This window comes from Terrimonas ferruginea DSM 30193 (assembly GCF_000425585.1).
In the GTDB taxonomy this organism is placed as follows: Bacteria; Bacteroidota; Bacteroidia; order Chitinophagales; family Chitinophagaceae; genus Terrimonas; species Terrimonas ferruginea.
In genome coordinates, this window is record NZ_AUDS01000026.1 from 21,988 (window position 1) to 38,903 (window position 16,916).

The 16,916-nt window shown below is 47.9% G+C and carries 21 protein-coding genes; 9 read left to right on the top strand and 12 right to left on the bottom strand.

Annotated elements, in window-relative coordinates; genetic code table 11:
- Window positions 1-28: 28 nt before the first annotated feature.
- The 5 genes from H608_RS0110155 to H608_RS0110185 form a co-directional block, all read right to left on the bottom strand.
- The gene (locus H608_RS0110155) at window positions 29-865 is read right to left on the bottom strand and encodes a sulfite exporter TauE/SafE family protein (protein WP_028787587.1); all 837 of its coding nucleotides are present in this window, start codon (window positions 863-865) and stop codon (window positions 29-31) included.
- An 816-nt stretch (window positions 866-1,681) separates the two neighbouring features.
- Complete coding sequence (locus tag H608_RS0110170) at window positions 1,682-2,437, bottom strand: SDR family NAD(P)-dependent oxidoreductase (protein ID WP_028787589.1); 756 nt, start codon at window positions 2,435-2,437, stop codon at window positions 1,682-1,684.
- Between the two features lie 81 nt (window positions 2,438-2,518).
- Entirely contained in the window at window positions 2,519-4,021 is a 1,503-nt protein-coding gene (locus H608_RS23585; protein ID WP_051268201.1) for a L,D-transpeptidase family protein, read from the bottom strand.
- A gap of 2 nt (window positions 4,022-4,023) precedes the next feature.
- On the bottom strand, window positions 4,024-4,380 hold the full coding sequence (locus H608_RS0110180) for a hypothetical protein (RefSeq protein ID WP_028787590.1): 357 nt from the start codon (window positions 4,378-4,380) through the stop codon (window positions 4,024-4,026).
- A 77-nt stretch (window positions 4,381-4,457) separates the two neighbouring features.
- Window positions 4,458-4,904: an Hsp20/alpha crystallin family protein gene (locus tag H608_RS0110185; RefSeq protein WP_028787591.1), complete on the bottom strand. Its 447-nt coding sequence runs from the start codon at window positions 4,902-4,904 to the stop codon at window positions 4,458-4,460.
- Between the two features lie 187 nt (window positions 4,905-5,091).
- Here H608_RS0110185 and H608_RS0110190 point away from each other — a divergent pair, with 187 nt between their 5' ends.
- The 3 genes from H608_RS0110190 to H608_RS23590 are packed head-to-tail and all read left to right on the top strand — an operon-like array spanning window position 5,092 to window position 6,640.
- Window positions 5,092-5,724: a class I SAM-dependent methyltransferase gene (locus H608_RS0110190; protein WP_028787592.1), complete on the top strand. Its 633-nt coding sequence runs from the start codon at window positions 5,092-5,094 to the stop codon at window positions 5,722-5,724.
- Between the two features lie 27 nt (window positions 5,725-5,751).
- The gene (locus tag H608_RS0110195) at window positions 5,752-6,225 is read left to right on the top strand and encodes a pyridoxamine 5'-phosphate oxidase family protein (protein ID WP_028787593.1); all 474 of its coding nucleotides are present in this window, start codon (window positions 5,752-5,754) and stop codon (window positions 6,223-6,225) included.
- A 16-nt stretch (window positions 6,226-6,241) separates the two neighbouring features.
- Entirely contained in the window at window positions 6,242-6,640 is a 399-nt protein-coding gene (locus tag H608_RS23590; protein ID WP_155990116.1) for a hypothetical protein, read from the top strand.
- A gap of 25 nt (window positions 6,641-6,665) precedes the next feature.
- Here the strand turns inward: H608_RS23590 and H608_RS0110205 are convergent, their stop codons facing one another.
- The 4 genes from H608_RS0110205 to H608_RS0110220 all read right to left on the bottom strand — a co-directional run bounded on the left by H608_RS0110205 (window position 6,666) and on the right by H608_RS0110220 (window position 9,462).
- A complete protein-coding gene (locus H608_RS0110205) occupies window positions 6,666-7,505 on the bottom strand; it encodes an adenine nucleotide alpha hydrolase family protein (protein ID WP_028787594.1) in 840 nt (279 codons plus the stop codon).
- 14 nt (window positions 7,506-7,519) lie between these two features.
- A complete protein-coding gene (locus H608_RS0110210; protein ID WP_028787595.1) occupies window positions 7,520-8,359 on the bottom strand; it encodes a universal stress protein in 840 nt (279 codons plus the stop codon).
- Window positions 8,360-8,445: 86 nt separating this feature from the next.
- Complete coding sequence (locus H608_RS0110215; RefSeq protein WP_155990117.1) at window positions 8,446-9,096, bottom strand: hypothetical protein; 651 nt, start codon at window positions 9,094-9,096, stop codon at window positions 8,446-8,448.
- 15 nt (window positions 9,097-9,111) lie between these two features.
- On the bottom strand, window positions 9,112-9,462 hold the full coding sequence (locus H608_RS0110220) for a hypothetical protein (RefSeq protein ID WP_028787597.1): 351 nt from the start codon (window positions 9,460-9,462) through the stop codon (window positions 9,112-9,114).
- Window positions 9,463-9,639: 177 nt separating this feature from the next.
- Here H608_RS0110220 and H608_RS0110225 point away from each other — a divergent pair, with 177 nt between their 5' ends.
- Window positions 9,640-9,990, top strand: a complete 351-nt coding sequence (locus H608_RS0110225; protein WP_028787598.1) for a hypothetical protein — start codon at window positions 9,640-9,642, stop codon at window positions 9,988-9,990.
- Window positions 9,991-10,175: 185 nt separating this feature from the next.
- Here H608_RS0110225 and H608_RS0110230 read toward each other — a convergent pair whose 3' ends face one another.
- The 3 genes from H608_RS0110230 to H608_RS0110240 are packed head-to-tail and all read right to left on the bottom strand — an operon-like array spanning window position 10,176 to window position 13,315.
- Entirely contained in the window at window positions 10,176-11,234 is a 1,059-nt protein-coding gene (locus tag H608_RS0110230; protein WP_245565750.1) for a response regulator, read from the bottom strand.
- Entirely contained in the window at window positions 11,231-12,469 is a 1,239-nt protein-coding gene (locus H608_RS0110235; protein WP_028787600.1) for a PAS domain-containing sensor histidine kinase, read from the bottom strand. The genes H608_RS0110230 and H608_RS0110235 overlap by 4 nt, the downstream gene beginning before the upstream one ends.
- Before the next feature lie 48 nt (window positions 12,470-12,517).
- Window positions 12,518-13,315 carry a DUF542 domain-containing protein gene (locus H608_RS0110240; protein ID WP_081658851.1) on the bottom strand — a complete coding sequence of 266 codons (798 nt, stop codon included), beginning with the start codon at window positions 13,313-13,315 and terminating at the stop codon, window positions 12,518-12,520.
- Window positions 13,316-13,429: 114 nt separating this feature from the next.
- On the opposite strand from H608_RS0110240, the gene H608_RS24250 reads away from it, so the two are divergent.
- From H608_RS24250 to H608_RS0110265, 5 genes are read left to right on the top strand one after another with little or no spacing between them, the layout of a single operon-like run.
- Window positions 13,430-13,555: a cytochrome c oxidase subunit 2A gene (locus H608_RS24250; RefSeq protein ID WP_081658852.1), complete on the top strand. Its 126-nt coding sequence runs from the start codon at window positions 13,430-13,432 to the stop codon at window positions 13,553-13,555.
- A gap of 9 nt (window positions 13,556-13,564) precedes the next feature.
- Window positions 13,565-14,023, top strand: coding sequence for a cupredoxin domain-containing protein (locus H608_RS0110250; RefSeq protein ID WP_051268203.1), 459 nt, complete (start codon window positions 13,565-13,567; stop codon window positions 14,021-14,023).
- 11 nt (window positions 14,024-14,034) lie between these two features.
- The gene (locus H608_RS0110255) at window positions 14,035-15,729 is read left to right on the top strand and encodes a cbb3-type cytochrome c oxidase subunit I (protein WP_028787603.1); all 1,695 of its coding nucleotides are present in this window, start codon (window positions 14,035-14,037) and stop codon (window positions 15,727-15,729) included.
- Window positions 15,726-16,343 carry an SCO family protein gene (locus tag H608_RS0110260; RefSeq protein WP_028787604.1) on the top strand — a complete coding sequence of 206 codons (618 nt, stop codon included), beginning with the start codon at window positions 15,726-15,728 and terminating at the stop codon, window positions 16,341-16,343. The genes H608_RS0110255 and H608_RS0110260 overlap by 4 nt, the downstream gene beginning before the upstream one ends.
- The gene (locus H608_RS0110265) at window positions 16,333-16,866 is read left to right on the top strand and encodes a c-type cytochrome (protein ID WP_028787605.1); all 534 of its coding nucleotides are present in this window, start codon (window positions 16,333-16,335) and stop codon (window positions 16,864-16,866) included. Before H608_RS0110260 ends, H608_RS0110265 begins: the two co-directional genes overlap by 11 nt.
- Window positions 16,867-16,916 lie beyond the last annotated feature (50 nt).

Consider the following 16,916-nt stretch of genomic DNA (forward strand, 5'->3'; position numbering starts at 1 on the left):
TAACGAATGAAATAGAAGAAACTGAGGATCAATGCCCTTGTAAAACACCGAGCAGCAGGCGAAGGCCAACCAATGCAAGACATATCGCCAATGCACGCACTATAGATGTTCCTTTTATGCGATGTGAGAGCCATGCGCCCAGTTGCGCGCCGATCACCACACCTGCGCCCAATGCCAGTACCATACGCACAACGGCAGGCGCATCATAGGTACCCTGAACGAAGTGAACAATTACGCTGACACTGGCCATAATTGCCAGGATAAAATGTGAAGTAGCGGTGGCGATATAGACAGGAAAATGCAACCAGTGTACCAGTGCAGGTACATGAATGATGCCCCCACCAATACCAAGCAAAGGCGATAAATAACCAACGATGACGCTGACCGCAATACCTGCGTATTGATTATAGGTATAGCGATACGTTACTTTTTCCTGGTCGGTGAGTACATGATGACGAAGCCCTTTCCCCTTGCGTGGCTGTTCGGCCCCGGATGCTGATGTATTTTTTTTAAAGAAAAGAAAAACAGCCAGCGAGATCAGCAGTCCGCCAAACAACCCATGAAAAACAACTGTGGGGATATAACGGGTGGTATAAACACCCAAAACGGAACCCGGAATGGTGAACAGCGCAAACAATAAGCCCGCCCGGTAATCGATGCGTCCCGACCTGGCATAAGCTACCGAACCGGAAATGGCATTGGCGGCAACTATGGCTATGGAGATAGCCGTAATGGTTTCCGGCGACAATTCAGGATGAGTGAACAAGAGCAAAGGAACAAGCACAAACCCGCCACCGGCTCCGATAAGTGTCCCAAGTGTGCCGATAACGAAACCAATGGCAAGAAGAATAAAGATGTTGTCCATGGCCGGACAAAGATACGCAGGAAAGCGGGCTGGTTTTACGTGATAAGTATTAAGTAATAAGTATTAAGTAATAAGTATTAAGTACTAAGTATTAAGTCGTAAGTAGTAAGTAAAACAGCCGATGCCCGTCTTCGCGAATACAGGATTGACTTTTGAATTACTTCCCCCGCACTTTGCGCCAGGCAATCACAATGATCACCATGGCCACAATGAGAATGGGCAGAATACCGAGAATGAAAAGACCGCCGGATGTATCGTTCATAAGTCAAAAGTAAAAAAACAGAAGCGATCGCGACGATAAAGAACGTTATGATATTGACCGTGCTGCTGGTTGTGAAGACCAACAACTGTTCGGGAAGATTTCAAAACCTGTCAATCCTACATCACGCCGCCGTTGGCCTCCAGACCAACGGGCCTACTCATCCATGAGTTATGTACAAAGTTAACTCTTAACATATCAAAGCAACCTGCCGCTTGCCTGCTGGTCGGGAGACCTCCAAGGGCGCTAAACCTTCCGAACAGTTGCGGTGGAGAGGCCGGAATCAGGGATTGGCCATAGAAGTCATTTGTCTCTTATTTAAGCACATCCTCTCCATGGTTAGTGAAAATACACGAACCATGGAGATGGCTGTTTCATTCACGATTGACTCCCCGAGGCTTCGGGATCACCCCTTACGCATACATAATGAATGCATGCATAACGGTAAGTTACTCGTTTCCCTGCATAAAAAAAGCCCGGTAACCAACCGGGCTAAGGGAAGTGGATGGGACGGATTAACAGACAGACCTTTTATGTCGAACAACAAAAAACCTTGATCAATGTGCCAGGTAGCCGCCATCGACAGCATAATAACTGCCGGTAACAAAACCTGCTTTATCAGAACTCAGCCAGATCACCAGTTCCGCCACTTCGTCTGAAGTTCCGAGGCGGCCGATCGCATGTTGCGATGCGAGGTATTGGCGTGTGGCATCATCCAGACCTGCATGTGTGAGCAAAGGCGTATCGATAAATCCGGGGCCAACCGCGTTCACCCGAATCCCTTTGGCGGAATATTCAAGCGCAGCATTCTGCGTCAAACCAACAACACCGTGTTTGGCGGCTACATAGCCGGCGGAATTAGCAAAACCCACCTGGCCCAGAATGGAAGACATGTTAACGATGGCTCCTTTGCCCTGCTTTTGCATCTGTTGTATCTCATACTTCATGCAATAGAATACGCTGTCCAGGTTTACCGCAATGATCTTTTTCCATCCGTCAATGCTCATCTCTCCGATCGGATTACTCTCTCCACTGATACCTGCATTGTTAAACGCGATATCCACACTGCCGAATGTTTTGACCGTAGCCGCTATCAACGCTTCGCAGGCCGCGGGATCACTCACATCTGTTTTTAAGAAAACGGCCTCTCCCCCTTTCTGACGGATTTGTCTTACGGTCTCTTCACCATTTATTTCGTCGAGATCAGAGACAACCACTTTTGCTCCGTGCAAGGCATAAAGTTTAGCAGTCGCTTGTCCGATACCCGATGCGCCGCCCGTTACCAATGCGACTTTTTCTTTCAAATCATACATAATAGTTGTAGTTGATACGGTTGCAAAAATAAATGTGAGAGAAGCAGATACAACTGATGTTGGTCAGTTACGATGATGAGTTTAATTATTCTGCGTTTTGTATACGTCGGGGCAAAATATGACGTTTCCCTCCGCGTCTGTACCGGCCAGTTGGTACCATACTACCAGGCGAAGCGGCTTAATGGCCTTCAGCACAAGCGGCTTATCGGGCACGATGGAGCAGGTTTCCGTGCTGAGTGTATCCACTGCCTGTTCATTGCCTGGCAACAGGAGCCGCGCCAATGCAAAAGGTTCTTCCGTGCGCATACACCCGTGACTCAGGAATCGCCGCTCCAGCAGAAAACCACCTTTCGCCGGGGTATCGTGCAGGTATACGCTGAAGGGATTGTCAAAATTCAACTTCAGTATACCCAAAGCATTGTCGCATCCGGTTGACTGCCGCAGTGTGTAGGGAAAATTCGTTGCGTTGAGTTTATGCCAATTGACCGTTTGGGGGTTAACGATACGGCCCTGTTGGTCCAGCAGTTGAAAATTTTCAAGCATGCTTTTATCGCGCTTGATCTTTGGCAGTAATTCATTAACCGCGATGCTGTGCGGCACCGTCCAGTAGGGATAGAGTATTACCTCGCGTATATAACTGCTGAGGGTTGGCGTAGGCATGGAGGGATTTCCCGCCACGATGCGCATACGGATTATTTCTTCCCTTGCTGTGCTGACCGTCAGCGTAGCCGCGGGTATGTTTACCACCACCACACTATCGGGGGCAAACCGGCCATATAACCAGCGATTGGCATCAATAGCGCTCTTTAACTGAGCTATTCTGCGTGCCAGCGGCACATTGATTTCCTGCTTCAGCGAACTGCGGATTACACCATCCGCGATCAATCCGAATGTATGCTGTAATATTTTTATCGCCTTTTTCATGTCCTGCTTCGACGGCGTGCTGTCATTGTCTACCAATTGCCAGCTTCGAAGTTTGGCAACCAAAATTTTGTTGAGCGGATCTGCCTGTACAGCATTCATTGCCTGTTCGCGGTATCCGGGAGTTCCGGTACTCCCGGTTAATATTTTTAATTGCTGCAGCAAAGGGACAACGGGTTTGTAAAGCGTGGCAAGGCTATCCGCCATTAGCTGCAGTTGTGCCGAACGATAGTATGTCAGCAATAGATCGGGCAATGAATCCTGTGTACAGGCCGTCATTACACCTTTGAATGACAGTACCGGCTCACGCTGACCACAGATCAATGCCGACATCAGCATGAATAAAGACTTCGTATACCCTATTTCTGTCTCCACACTATCGCTGGCCGTTACAGGCAGTTTGTCAAACGACGGCCACTCTGGCTGTTGCATATCCACACCCAGGCCGCCGGTACTTTTAAAAAGACTATCAGCGGAGAGTTTCAGTGCTTCCTGATTTTTTCCCAGCCAACAGGCCTGCATATCCGTGAGCTTATAAAACCTGTATACTAATGAAGGGATATCGCGCTGTTGCAAACGCGACCTCAGCAGCTCGCCGGTACTTTGCCCCCGTACAGCGCCGGATAATAGCAGGACATATAAAAAGAGCGATTTGATCCACATACTTATTCGTTGCTGAAATGAGAAACAAAATTTTCTTTTAAAAGGGCAAACTGATAATGCAGTTTGTCGAGTTCCGTCCGTATACGGTCAGCTGAATTTTTGATCTCGGGATCGGACATCTGCCCTCCGGCGGCGTTCAATTGCCTTTCGAACGTCTGTATATCCTGTTTCAGCAACAAGATACCTTCATCTTTGCGGATCAACTTGCTGAGAAAATCTTCCAGGTTCATCAGTTGCGCTCCTGAAATATCACCCTGTGCCAGTTCACTTACCTGGTGTTTAAACTGCATGTTCTCACTCTGCAAAAGCATCACCTGCAGTTTCCAATGATTGACTTCGTCTGATAACGCACTATCCATAACCAGTGATTTAAAAGCTATATGATGAAAAAAGGCCCGTCATTTTACAATGGCGGGCAATGCAGTCTGTGTACTGATCAATTTACAGCGATCTTTTTTGCTGCAGACTGCCGTGCTTCCTTGTTGCGCGGAAGCAGCAGATGTAACACCCCGTTTTCATACCTGGCGTCGATCTTATCCTTGTTTACCGCATCAGGCAGATTGAATGACCGGCTGAAGGAAGAATAGCTGTACTCTTTCCTTGTAAACTTCTTTTCTTTTTCATCCTTTGTTACTTCCTTTTCCGCCAGGATAGTGAGCAGGTTGCCTTCAACGTTTATTTGAAAGTCTTCCTTTTCCATACCCGGTGCGGCGAGCGATACCTCGTAGGCATCGGAAGTCTCAACGATATTAACAGCCGGCACAGATAATACCCGGGCCGGAAGAAAAAAATCTTTTTGAAACCACTCATTCCATGGTTTGAAAAAGTCAGTCAACAAGCCCGGCGTCTCACCGCTTGTTTTCGTCAGTTCCTTTGTGGCCATACAAATACTGTTTATTTGATGAAGAAAAAATTACAGTACGAATCTATTCTCCTTTCCTGCTCTTTACAACGACCTTACTCAACCCCGGTAATGAACTTGATCAATTTCCTGTATGCAAACATCATAACACCGGCTGACCTCTCTCATGGGAAACAGCGTTAGACCAACCTACTTTTAAACAAAAAAATTGCTTACATCATCCCCTGATATTATCATCGAACAATACGACCGCTGGATCGACCAGTATCCGGCTGTGTTCCAGAGTAAATTGCTGGCTATAAAAGAGGTATGGCCTCGCGGGGAGCAACTTATTTCAGTGGAAATAGGCACCGTATCGGGCAGGCTGGCGGCGGCGCTGTGCGTACACGAAGGACTGCAAACCCCTACCGGCCTGGAAACGCCGGCGGAACAAATTCCGGTGGCCACAATACCGGGCCTTGCGGAAGACCTTCCTTACGAAAATGAGCAGGCCGACGTGATATTGATGAATGGTTGCATAAGTCATGTCAAAGACGTGCCACGCGCATTAAACGAAGCGCACAGGGTACTGAAACCCGGCGGTACGCTGATACTGTCTTTTATCGATCGCAACAGCGAGCTCGCATCGCATTATGAAGCGCATCTTTCGGAGGGCTCATTTCGCGCCTGTGCCCGTTTGTATACGGCAGAAGAAGTACAAACACTGTTGAACCAGGCAGGATTTCAGCAGTTGAATTTCTACCAAACATTATTTGGTCACCTGCACACGATCACCGGCGTGCAGCAGCCCCGGTCCGGCTACGGAGAGGGCTCCTTCGTCGTGATAAAATGCAGGCGTTGAACATTTTTCAAACTAAAAAAAAATAACATGATCGGACATCTTAACGAAGAAGAAGTTGAAAGTTTGCTCAATCACCAGGTGATCGGCCGCATCGGATGCTGCGTCGACAACCGTTGTTATGTAGTACCGATCAGTTTCGCTTACGATGGCCGGTATGTTTATTGCCGTTCGCAGGAAGGGCTGAAAATACAGATGATGCGGAAAAATCCGCATGTTTGTTTTGAAGCCGAAAACACCCGCAATCATGCCAATTGGCAGAGTGTGGTGATACAGGGCATTTACGAGGAGCTGGAGGCAGTTGACGAACGTAACGAAGCCCTGACATGGCTTCACAAACGCGTATTGCCCATACGGAGCAGCGAAACCACACACCTGGGAAATGACTGGCCTTTTAGCGCCGGAGACAATGATGCCGTTGATGGAATTATTTTCCGTATCCAGGTTGTTGAGAAAAGCGGCCGGTTCGAACGGACAAACCAGGATTATTATTTCGCCACGTAATTTTTTTGTGAAAAAATTGGTGTTGATATCGGAAGCTGTTACCGGGTTGTCTGCACTTATCTGCGGCGGCCTGCTCGTTACCTGGCCCGATGGCTCGGCTATCGGGCTTCCGCTTTTCCTCCTGAAGACATCACCATTCGACAATTTCTTTATCCCGGGTTTAATACTGGCTTTGGTGATCGGGGGCAGCCAGTTAACTGCCTTGCTTGCCGGTCTCAGCAACCTTACAAGCGCCGGCCGCCGGACGCTGATGGCGGGGGTCTTGCTTGTTGGCTGGATCATTGTCCAGGTAATCATGATCCGGGGATTCAGTTGGTTACACCTGATCTTTATAAGCCTGGGCGTATTCCAGATCATTTACGGAGCGAAAAATACTGGAAAAATGAAAGGCCTTGCCGGCTGTGACGTATTGTAGCTTCCTGACAGTATACGCATACCACTTATTTGTTGTGAGCAATGAAAACGGGAAGCTTCAGGTTGCGGATAAGGTTGTCGGCCATGCTGGGCCGGAACCATCTCGAAACCGTATTACGGCGGTAAGCGCCGAGAATGACAAGCGGCTGCTCCCTTACCGATTTCAGGTATTGTGCGATAGCTGTTTCCGCATCGCCTTTGAGTACGGTGAACGCAGCTTTGGGACAATGGCGCTTCAGCCATTCACGCACTAACTTATGGTCATTCATGTACGCAGGTTTGCCGGCGGCTTTCACTGTAATCACTTCAACGGGATAACCTGCAAACTCGGGTAATACATAGCAAAACATTTTCATGGCATGTACGGAAGTCGGCTGACCATCATACAGCCAGATCAGCTTTGATACCGGCTTAAACTGCACGGGCACTACCACTACCGGGCATTGCGCATTGGAAAGAAGATCCCGGATAAAATCCGTGGGAACAGGTTCTGCATAATTCGTCAGCGTTTCATGACCATCTATTATGAGCATATCCGCATACATCGTTTCATGCAACAGTTCGCGGATGGCCACATTATAATCGTGGTGTATCGAAAAACTCAGCCCTTCTTCTTTTGCTTTAATAGCAAAATCGGCGGATGATGCTTCGCGCATACGCTGATCTTTTTTATTAAGTTTTCCCAGCCGGTCATCCGTTGTACCCTCCCCGGATACCGCGTCTGAAATCCGGTAACTGGTACGCATTATATCGTCAAGAAACACGCCTACCAGGTGGGCTTTTGTTTCCTTACAAAAATGGATGGCAAAATCCCTGGTGGAAGACGAATACCGGAGACCGTCGAATGCGGCAATGATTTTACGCATGATTCAGTTTATTTTTAAAGATGAGCAATAAAGAGCGGGCGCGTGATAACTTTTATTATAAGATCCGCGGTACTCTCCCGAAAAAACCTCGACAGGGCATTTCGGCCATAGGCGCCCATTATAACAAATGCATTTTTCCTTCCGGATAAAAACGAAAACAATGCATCTTGCTCATCTCCTTTCAATGCCTGGAAGCCGATAGAGGAATAATTATGCTGCAGCCAGCCGCGCAGACCGGCTTTTTCGTCTTCCTGCCATGCTCCGCTTTTATTTACTTGTAAAACGGTCACCTTTTTATCTGACAGCGCGGGAAAGAGATAGGTGAATTGTTTCATAGCAAAGGCAGCAGACTTCGAATTGTCGTAGGTGAAAATAAGTTCGTCGATGCTGTAGAAATCGCCGGGCGCAATGATTACCGGGCATTCGGCATCTCTGAGCAATTCCCGCACGAAGCCGGAAGGCACTCCTTCGTATCGTTTGTTAAAAGAAGTATCGGCATCGACAATGAGCACATCGGCATACCGGCTTTCGCGGATCACTTCTGCTACCGGCGTTCCTTCATCGCGATGTATACTGAACCTTACATTATGCACATAACAGGCGCGTTCAAATTCGGCGATATGCGCTTCCGTTTTTGTGCATTTCTCCTTGTATTCCTTTGAATCTTTATCGATGTCCCATTTAATATAGGCTGCGCCGGCCGTCTTTTTCAAAACAGGCTCCTGGTCGGCGACCAGGTTTTCCAGAAATACGCCGGTAAGCAGGGAATCCGTCAATGCCGCCAGATAGCAGGCAAAGTCGACAGCAGCCTTGTCCGGGCTCAATGCATCCAGTGCGAGCAGGATCTTTTTCATTCGGTAACATTTTACCAAATTTATTCCGCCTCACTATCTGAATCTATGACAGGGGTTATTGGGAAAACTGATTGTTCTCACGAAAATCAGAACGCTTTGTATCCTACCGGAGCAGCTTTGCGTTGCAGTGTTTTCTGTTTTTGCATTTTGTTCATGAAACGTTTCAGCAGCTCAGGCGAAGGTTGTGTTGCCGGAGGTTTGCCCATGGCGGGGGAACGTAACACGCTTAATGCCTGAAGACTGGAAAGATCGAAGAGTATGCCTTCCCAGAAAAAAGGACGGCGGCCTTCGCCGGGTTGGGCGAAAAGCGTGCGGTAGCTTTTTATGCGTTTGTAATAATAACTGTTCGGGTAAACGGTCATCGTTTCTTTCCACCTGTCTTCGCGGTTCTGCGGAATCCGCGCAACGGTGAGTACGGCATCGATACCGTCGCTTTTCAATTCCTTATACAAAACTCCTTCGTGGCTTTCGTCCAGCCCGTTCTGTCCGTATTTCTCCACCGCTGATATGGCGTAATAGCCGCGTTCCTGCAACAGGGCGACCATTTCCTTTTCAGCGACGCGGCGAGCCGCGGTATCGTCGGGAGGCAGTATGGCAATGACTAATACGCGTTGTGCAGCTTTGAAGGTTTCTCCTGTTTGCCAGGAAGTATTCACACGTCCGGTACGGCAGCCGTTGAATGCAAAAGCTCCCGCCAATAGCAGGAGCCCGCAGATATATTGAAGAATCTTTTTCAAAATAGATTGTTATCCTCAGGCGGGCTTCGCCAGATTGATAATGCAATCTACGATAATGATTACATCCAGCAAGATACTGAGGAAAAATACCGGGATAGTAATTTTAGTGGGTTGTGCCGAAAGGTTGGTGATCAGTACCAGCACCATGGCTACCATGGCAAACGGCCAAAGCGCCAAATTGTTTCCGGAATACATGATGAAAAACAATGTAAGCGGTGTAAGCACACAGGCATGCCCCATGAGCATAACAGCCAGCCAGGCAATCCGGTTTTTCTGCTGTGCTCCCGCCCAATCAAAAAAACGGCGGATGATGCTGGTTCTTTGTACGCTGTCTTGCAAAACGATGGGATGCTGAAGAGTTTTCATTGTTGTCCTGTTTAGACCACAAAATTGCTCTATCCGTCCGCTTTTTTTCATGACCTGTCACCTTTGCACGACTGATTTACGCAAACTGCAAGGCTGATCATTCTCATAACCGGAACGTACAGCATCATGGATTCCGGTGATACGACTGTTTATTTTTGTTTGTAAATACCATTTTTTATGCGGTTAAGATTTTTGCGCAGCAAGACTATTCACGAAATTCAGGAGGCGTTCAGCCAGGAATTCCCGTTCCTGAAGCTGGAGTTTTATCCGCAGACCGGGAGCAAGGGACTGAAAAGACATTTAATGCATGGCAGCAGTCTTGCCGATGCCGGCATGAAAAAAGAGGAAGCGTTTATTGATGTGAACCGCTACATGACCGTAGCGGAATTGGAGAATCTTTTGACAAAGGAACTTGGAGTGGATGCGCAGGTTTCACGTAAGTCGGGGCAGTTATGGCTCGAAACCACCATGACCGATGGCTGGACATTGGATAAACAGGATACGCATGGAAGGGAGTTGGAGAACTAAGTTGAATGGTGAATCGTGAATGGTGAATGGTCAATGGTCAATTGTCAATTGTGGTTGGTGATCCCGAAGCCTCGGGAGTCAATCGTGAATCGTCAATCGGCAATTTTGAATAGACCATGGAGGCCAGTAGTATATCACCTATTACCTTACGCCTTACCCCTTACACCTTACACCTTCCCTCTCTATCAATACAACAAATTCCTCAGCTTATCCGCATCCGTCACCCGGATCTTGCCCTCCCTGATTTCCACCAATTTCTCTGCTTTAAAATCACTGAGCGTGCGGATGAGCGACTCGGTGGCCGTGCCCACATAATGTGCTATATCTTCTCTTGAAATATCGATAACCGTGTCTTTATGACCGCTGGCATATTTATCGTGCAGATCGGCCAGCGCATTGGCCACGCGCTTGCGAAGTGAGCTGTAAGCAAGATTCAACAGCCTGGCCTCCTTTTCCTTTACGTTCTGCGTAATAATCCGGATGAATTTTGTGGCCACGTTGATATCGCCATATACCATTTGCAGGAAATCTTCCCGCGGCACCTGCATCACCTCCGCGTCTTCGAGTACGACGGCCGAGTGATCGTAATTTTTATCCTCGAGCAGGGAGGAGTAACCCATGAAATCGCCTTCACTGAACATATCGGTGATGTATTCTTTTCCGTCCTCGTGTGTACGGAAAGCCTTCACTTTCCCTTTCACCAGGTAATATAGAAAACGCGGGCGCTTTCCCTCCTGGTAAAGGGTTTGTTTGCGCATGTAAGGTTCTGTGTTGTATTGCGATGTCAGGCTACCCATCATACCGGCATTGCGCGCATCATCGAGGAAGCTGTTTACGCCTTCCGCTGAAGCGGCATATCGCTGCTGCAATACTTCCGCTTTCTTTAGTCGTATCTCTACCGCATTGAGCAATTCTATTTCGTCGAATGGCTTGGTTACATAATCGTCGGCTCCCATTTCCATGCCTTTCCGCAGATCGCTGCGTTCTGTTTTTGCGGTAAGGAAAATAAAAGGAATATGACTGGTGTCCGGATTTTTGCGTAGCAGGTGCAGCACGCCATAACCGTCGAGTTCGGGCATCATGATATCACAGATGATCACGTCCGGCTTTTCGCGAACGGCCAGTTCCACTCCTTTTTTGCCGTTTTCAGCGGTAAATGTTTTATAACCGGCGAGTTCCATGATTTCGGCTGTGTTTTCGCGGATGCCCTGGTTATCGTCAATGACCAATACAGATTTCATCATGTGGATTTATGATTTAAGAAAGTGATCGAAAAGCAGGAGCCTTCACCCAGTTTACTGTCTACCGTTATATCGCCGCCAATCAGGTCTAGGTAACGGCGCACGATATGCAATCCCAGACCCGTACCCTGGATGTTGACAGCATTGGCACCGCGGAAAAAACTGGAGAACAAATGTTCCAGGTCTTCCTGTGCAATACCGATGCCTTTATCGGTTACACGCACGGTTGCCTGTAGCTCATCCGTTATCGCTTCGATACGAATCCCTTCTTTTTCACCCGAAAATTTGATCGCGTTGGTGATCAGGTTGGTGAGAATATTTTTCACCAGCTTTTCATCGGAGCAGAAATGATCAGGCCCCTGGTATTGCAAGTCGAAAAATTGTTGGTCTTTAAGTAATGGCTTTAATTCTTCTGTTAATTCTTCCAGCGAATGACGCAGATCGAATTTCGTCAATTGCGTATGCACTTTTCCCTCATCCAGTTTACCCAGTGACAGGAAGTCTTCGAGTATGTCATTGAGTTGCTTAACCGAACTTTTGATCCGCTCGATGTGTTTGGTGCGTTTGTCCTGCTCATCTGTGGTTGTATACTTACCGAGCAACGACGCTGATGACAGCACGGTGCTTAATGGTGTGCGGAATTCGTGGGAGGCCATGGAAACGAAACGGCTTTTAATTTCATTCAATTGCCGTTCTTTGTCGAGGGCTTCGTTCAATTCCACCTGTGATTGTTCCAACCGCTGTAAGGCTTCTTTGAGAATGAGTGTCCGTTCTTCCACCTTTGCTTCGAGTTCCGCATTCAGTATGCGGATCTCGTTGCTGATGAGTTCGAGTTCTTTCTGCTGCCGCACCATGTTCTGTTCAATCTCTTTGCGTCGCGTGATGTTGACGATAAAAGCGATCACGAACATTTCCTCCTGCTGGTGGTAATAACTGAGGCTTACTTCTACGGGTAGATCGGTACCCCCTTTTTTTCTGCCGTAAAGGTCGCGGCCGTGGCCCATTACGCGGTTGGACGGTTTATGGTAAAACCCATCCCGCAGTTCGTGGTGATGCGAACGTACGCTGTCGGGTATCAGTATTTCTATGGGCTGACCGGTAATTTCTTCCGGGCGGTAATCAAACATGCGGCAGGCAGCAGGGTTCACAAGAATGATCTGCCCTTTACCATTGGTCAGGATAATGCCTTCTGTTGCGTTCTCAAAAAGTGAATGTAAATGGGTAATGTCTGCCGCCATAGTTGGGTCTTCTCCGGGCGCTTAAGGTAGTGAAAATTCAGGTGCCTTTCAAGTCCCCAGTAATTCCTTTTCCATATTGATGATCCGCGGGAAAAGAATCGACGTCTCAAGATAGAGGTATTGCGACAGATCATTGTCCAGTTCCCGAAGGCGTCCGAACAGCACGCGGTGACTGGTGCACGCGTTTTCCGGTGGCGTATACAACGATGTAAGTTCCCGGACCGGCAGGAGGTAGTTGCTGAAAATAGCATGTTCCTGTTCCATCACCGGCGGCAGGGGTTTTCGGAGTGTTTTAACCAGTAAGGTTGCCAGCGAATCTTTATCGGCATAAGCATGCGCTACCTGGAGGATGTATGGGAACAATACTTCTTCTTCCTGTTTAATGTGCTGCAGGGTTTCGGTGCTGAAGCGCATGAATAGTTCCTCCAGGGCGGGTATGTACGCGTATTTATTCCGGTGTTTGCCGGCAAAACGGTCCAGGGCCTCACTCAGTGGTGGCAAATTATTACGCAGATAAGTATGATGCACGCGCCGGATATAATCGATCAGGAAATCGATATCCCATTCTTCGAACGCATGTGTCGTAGACAAAGTGAGCGTCCGGGTTACCTGCCGGAGTTTATCGAGTAGTTCATCCTGCTGAACGCCTTTCATCAGGCAGGCGGAAGAAACGGGCCATCTTCCCCCGCAGCAGTAGTCGATGCCATATGCATCAAACACCGCCGCCGTCCGATAATCAGCCTGCACAATATCTCTTACAACCGTCTCCCCGGTAATAGCATTATCCTGTAAAAACATAATATCCATCCGTTTGAACTGTAAAAGAAAAGTATCCGCTAATGGCATCGGCTGATTTATGTCATGCAGTCTGCCTGATATAAATCAGTTCGTCAGGAGCGTCATGTCATCAGTGTGTAAAAAGCGGACAGGTAGTTTTGCCGGGCAATCAAATCAATACACATGGAACCCCAAGAAAAGAAAGAAAAATTCACCCCAAAAGGAGCGATGGCCTTTTTTATCGCACTGGTTGTGCTCTCCCTCCTCTTCTGGTATGGCATCTATTCCCTCATGATCGAACGCAGCTAAATTTTTTTTATGAAAATTGACAAATTTGAAAAACGGGTGCTGATCATCACACTTTCTGTTATCGGGCTGTTTATTTTTTCGCTGTTGTATGCGAAAAACAAATACCAGACAGACCTGCCTGAGTGTCTTCCTTATAACAAGGTGTATACCGAACCCAAAATCAACAAAATCGATTCAACTACCTACCAGGTGTTTTCAGTGGCTTCCATGTGGCAATTTGAACCGGGTGAAATCTATGTACCCGTCGGCAGCGAAGTGGATTTTTATCTCACTTCCAAAGATGTGGTTCACGGGTTCAACATTGCGCAGAAGAATGTAAACATGATGGCCGTTTATGGCTCCATCAATAAGACCACCGTAAAATTTGACAAACCCGGCGTGTATGATATCGTATGCCATGAGTATTGCGGAGTGGGTCATCAAAACATGCGTGCCCAGGTTATTGTCAACTATCCTACTGCCAAATAAAACGATGATTTATGCAAGTAAGCAAAACTTTCAAACGGATTATTTACCTCGAACTGGCGATACCGGTAGCCTTGCTGATCATCGGTATATATCACGGATTAATGCAGACCGTGTACAGGGCGGGCGTATTGCACCAGACTTCCTTCCTGAAACTGGATTACTACCAGGGACTCACCCTTCACGGCGTAATCAACGCGCTGGTGCTGACCACCTTTTTTGCCGTGGCGTTTGGTCATGCGACCATGGCTTTTTATTTCAAAAAAGAACCCAACAAAAAACTGATGTGGCTCAGCTTCTGGCTGATGCTCACCGGTGTGTTGCTGGCTGCGGCAACGATGCTGATGGGTAAAGCATCGGTACTCTATACTTTTTACCCCCCACTGAAGGCCCATCCATTATTCTATCTTGGTGCCGCCCTGCTGATTGTCGGGTCATGGGTGCCGTTGTTCGATTGGGTACGCATGTACAATGCCTGGAAAAAAGAGCATCCCGAAACCAAAACGCCACTGGCGGTATTGGGAACGCTCATCAACTTCATCATCTGGTTCATGTGTACACTGGCCGTAGCCTATGAAGTATTGGTATTGTTAATACCCTGGTCAATGGGCTGGACCAAAACGGTGAATGTGAACCTGGCCCGAACACTTTTCTGGTTCTTCGGACATGCATTGGTTTATTTCTGGTTGTTGCCGGCTTATATCATGTTCTACACCATCCTGCCGAAGGTGGCGGGTGGCAAGCTCTATTCCGATCTCGCAGGACGCATTGCTTTATTTCTGTTTCTCATTTTTTCCATTCCCGTTGGCGTTCACCACCAATACAGCGACCCTACCATCACACGTGGTGTGAAATTCTTCCACGGTTTGCTGACCTATGGTGTAGCCATTCCGAGTTTTATCACAGCATTCACGATTGCCGCTTCGCTCGAATATGCAGGCCGCAAGCGCGGTGCGAAAGGATTATTCGGATGGATGGCGAAACTGCCGTACCTGAACAAAGACAAATTCCTCTTTGGCTATTTCATCTGCGGTTTGATCCTGTTTATTTTCGGGGGCGTAACCGGTATTATCAACTCTTCTTACTCGCTCAACAATGTGATACACAATACAGCCTGGTTGCCCGGTCACTTTCACATGACCGTTGCGGGGCCGGTGTTCCTCGGTATTGTGGGAATGAGTTTATACCTGTATGCCCGCATGAGTGGTAAAAAAATATTCATGCCCTCGGTGAATGCGATCATTCCCTATCTCTGGATGATTGGCATGCTGATTTTTTCCTTCGGTATGAGCTGGGGAGGATTGAGAGGTGAACCACGCCGTACCAATCTCGGTATCTCTTACCTGAATCCCGAAAGCGCGCAGTTCCGCCCCGACTGGGTACCCACTACCACCATCGCCCTGCTCGGCGGAGTCATCATGTTCCTTGCCGGTATGTTGTTCGTAGTCGTATTCTTCGGCACCATTTTCAAAAAGAAAACCGAAGAAGGCCAACTGGATATTCCCGTCGCCGAAGCATTTCATGATGAAAAACGTGTACCGCTTTTCGATCGTTTCAAACCCTGGCTGGCAGCCATGATCGTGATCATTCTACTGGCTTATATACCTGCCCTGATCAATGTAAATAAAAACAGCGGCCCCGGTGCGCCAAGGTACAATATCGACAACCCGATGCCGCTTGAGAATAAAACTGAAACGGTTAAACCATGAAAAAGAACACAACCATCCGGCTCTTTATCCTGATCGTCTTTGCGCTGCCCTTTACGGTATACGCGATGGTGAACCTGTACGAACGCAAATGGGAAACCCTTCCCATATTCGGCAAAGAAGACCACAGGATTGCGGCGTTTGCACTGCAGAATCAAAAAGGTGAAACCATAACGCAGGATCGATGGAATGGAAAGATCGTGGTGGCGAATTTCTTCTTCACGCATTGCCCGGTCATTTGTCCGAAGATGACGACCCATCTGCGCCAGGTGCAACAAGCCTTCTCCGACGATGCGGGCGTATGGATCAGTTCTTTTACAGTTGACCCGGAAAATGACAGCAGTGCGCAATTGGCCACTTATGCGCACCGGTTCGGGCTCGATACGCATCAATGGGACCTGCTCACAGGCGATAAAAAATCAATCTACGCACTCGCGCGCAACAGCTTTCTCGTAGTAGCCACCGATGGCGATGGCGGGCCGAATGACTTTATTCACAGTGAAAAACTGGTACTCCTGGATAAGCAACAGCGTATAAGAGGATATTATGACGGCACCAGTGATACCGAAGTAGCCCAACTCATAACTGACATTAAAAAACTGAAACATGAAAAATAGATCCCTGCTTGTTGCCTTTCTGCTGATCATCTCCGGAGGAGGGCTCTATGCCAATCCCGTCGAAGATGGCAAGACGATATTTGTAAGTCGTTGTGCAGCCTGTCACAATGTAAACCGTATACTCACGGGTCCTGCGCTGGCCGGTGTTGATCAGCGCCGCTCTATGGACTGGATCGTAAAATTTGTACAATCATCGCAGGCCCTGATCAAAAGCGGCGATAAAGATGCGGTAGCGATCTATCATCAGTTCAACCAGGTGGTGATGCCCGATCATGCTGATCTTACTTCCGACAACATCAAAAGCATCGTTGAATACATCAATGCCAGTACCCAAAAAGAAAGTGATGCGCCGTTCGTAAAACCATCAAAACTCGAAACACACTATCTGCCGCCCTCTCTGCAGCGGGACTATGGCATGTTCCTGATCTATTTAATGGCAGTAGGATTGCTGGTAGCCTTGCTGTTATTCATTGTACGCATGAATACGATTGCGGAAGCAACGCGTAAAAAACAAGTTGATTAGTTTTAGTTGAGATAGAAAGCAAACAGCCGGCTTTGTTAGATTAGCCGGCT

Coding starts and splice junctions, on each gene's coding strand:
- H608_RS0110155 (WP_028787587.1), bottom strand. CDS start 865: ATGGACAACATCTTTATTCTTCTTGCCATTGGTTTCGTTATCGGCACA.
- H608_RS0110170 (WP_028787589.1), bottom strand. CDS start 2,437: ATGTATGATTTGAAAGAAAAAGTCGCATTGGTAACGGGCGGCGCATCG.
- H608_RS23585 (WP_051268201.1), bottom strand. CDS start 4,021: ATGTGGATCAAATCGCTCTTTTTATATGTCCTGCTATTATCCGGCGCT.
- H608_RS0110180 (WP_028787590.1), bottom strand. CDS start 4,380: ATGGATAGTGCGTTATCAGACGAAGTCAATCATTGGAAACTGCAGGTG.
- H608_RS0110185 (WP_028787591.1), bottom strand. CDS start 4,904: ATGGCCACAAAGGAACTGACGAAAACAAGCGGTGAGACGCCGGGCTTG.
- H608_RS0110195 (WP_028787593.1), top strand. CDS start 5,752: ATGATCGGACATCTTAACGAAGAAGAAGTTGAAAGTTTGCTCAATCAC.
- H608_RS0110205 (WP_028787594.1), bottom strand. CDS start 7,505: ATGCGTAAAATCATTGCCGCATTCGACGGTCTCCGGTATTCGTCTTCC.
- H608_RS0110210 (WP_028787595.1), bottom strand. CDS start 8,359: ATGAAAAAGATCCTGCTCGCACTGGATGCATTGAGCCCGGACAAGGCT.
- H608_RS0110220 (WP_028787597.1), bottom strand. CDS start 9,462: ATGAAAACTCTTCAGCATCCCATCGTTTTGCAAGACAGCGTACAAAGA.
- H608_RS0110225 (WP_028787598.1), top strand. CDS start 9,640: ATGCGGTTAAGATTTTTGCGCAGCAAGACTATTCACGAAATTCAGGAG.
- H608_RS0110230 (WP_245565750.1), bottom strand. CDS start 11,234: ATGATGAAATCTGTATTGGTCATTGACGATAACCAGGGCATCCGCGAA.
- H608_RS0110235 (WP_028787600.1), bottom strand. CDS start 12,469: ATGGCGGCAGACATTACCCATTTACATTCACTTTTTGAGAACGCAACA.
- H608_RS0110240 (WP_081658851.1), bottom strand. CDS start 13,315: ATGCCATTAGCGGATACTTTTCTTTTACAGTTCAAACGGATGGATATT.
- H608_RS24250 (WP_081658852.1), top strand. CDS start 13,430: ATGGAACCCCAAGAAAAGAAAGAAAAATTCACCCCAAAAGGAGCGATG.
- H608_RS0110250 (WP_051268203.1), top strand. CDS start 13,565: ATGAAAATTGACAAATTTGAAAAACGGGTGCTGATCATCACACTTTCT.
- H608_RS0110255 (WP_028787603.1), top strand. CDS start 14,035: ATGCAAGTAAGCAAAACTTTCAAACGGATTATTTACCTCGAACTGGCG.
- H608_RS0110260 (WP_028787604.1), top strand. CDS start 15,726: ATGAAAAAGAACACAACCATCCGGCTCTTTATCCTGATCGTCTTTGCG.
- H608_RS0110265 (WP_028787605.1), top strand. CDS start 16,333: ATGAAAAATAGATCCCTGCTTGTTGCCTTTCTGCTGATCATCTCCGGA.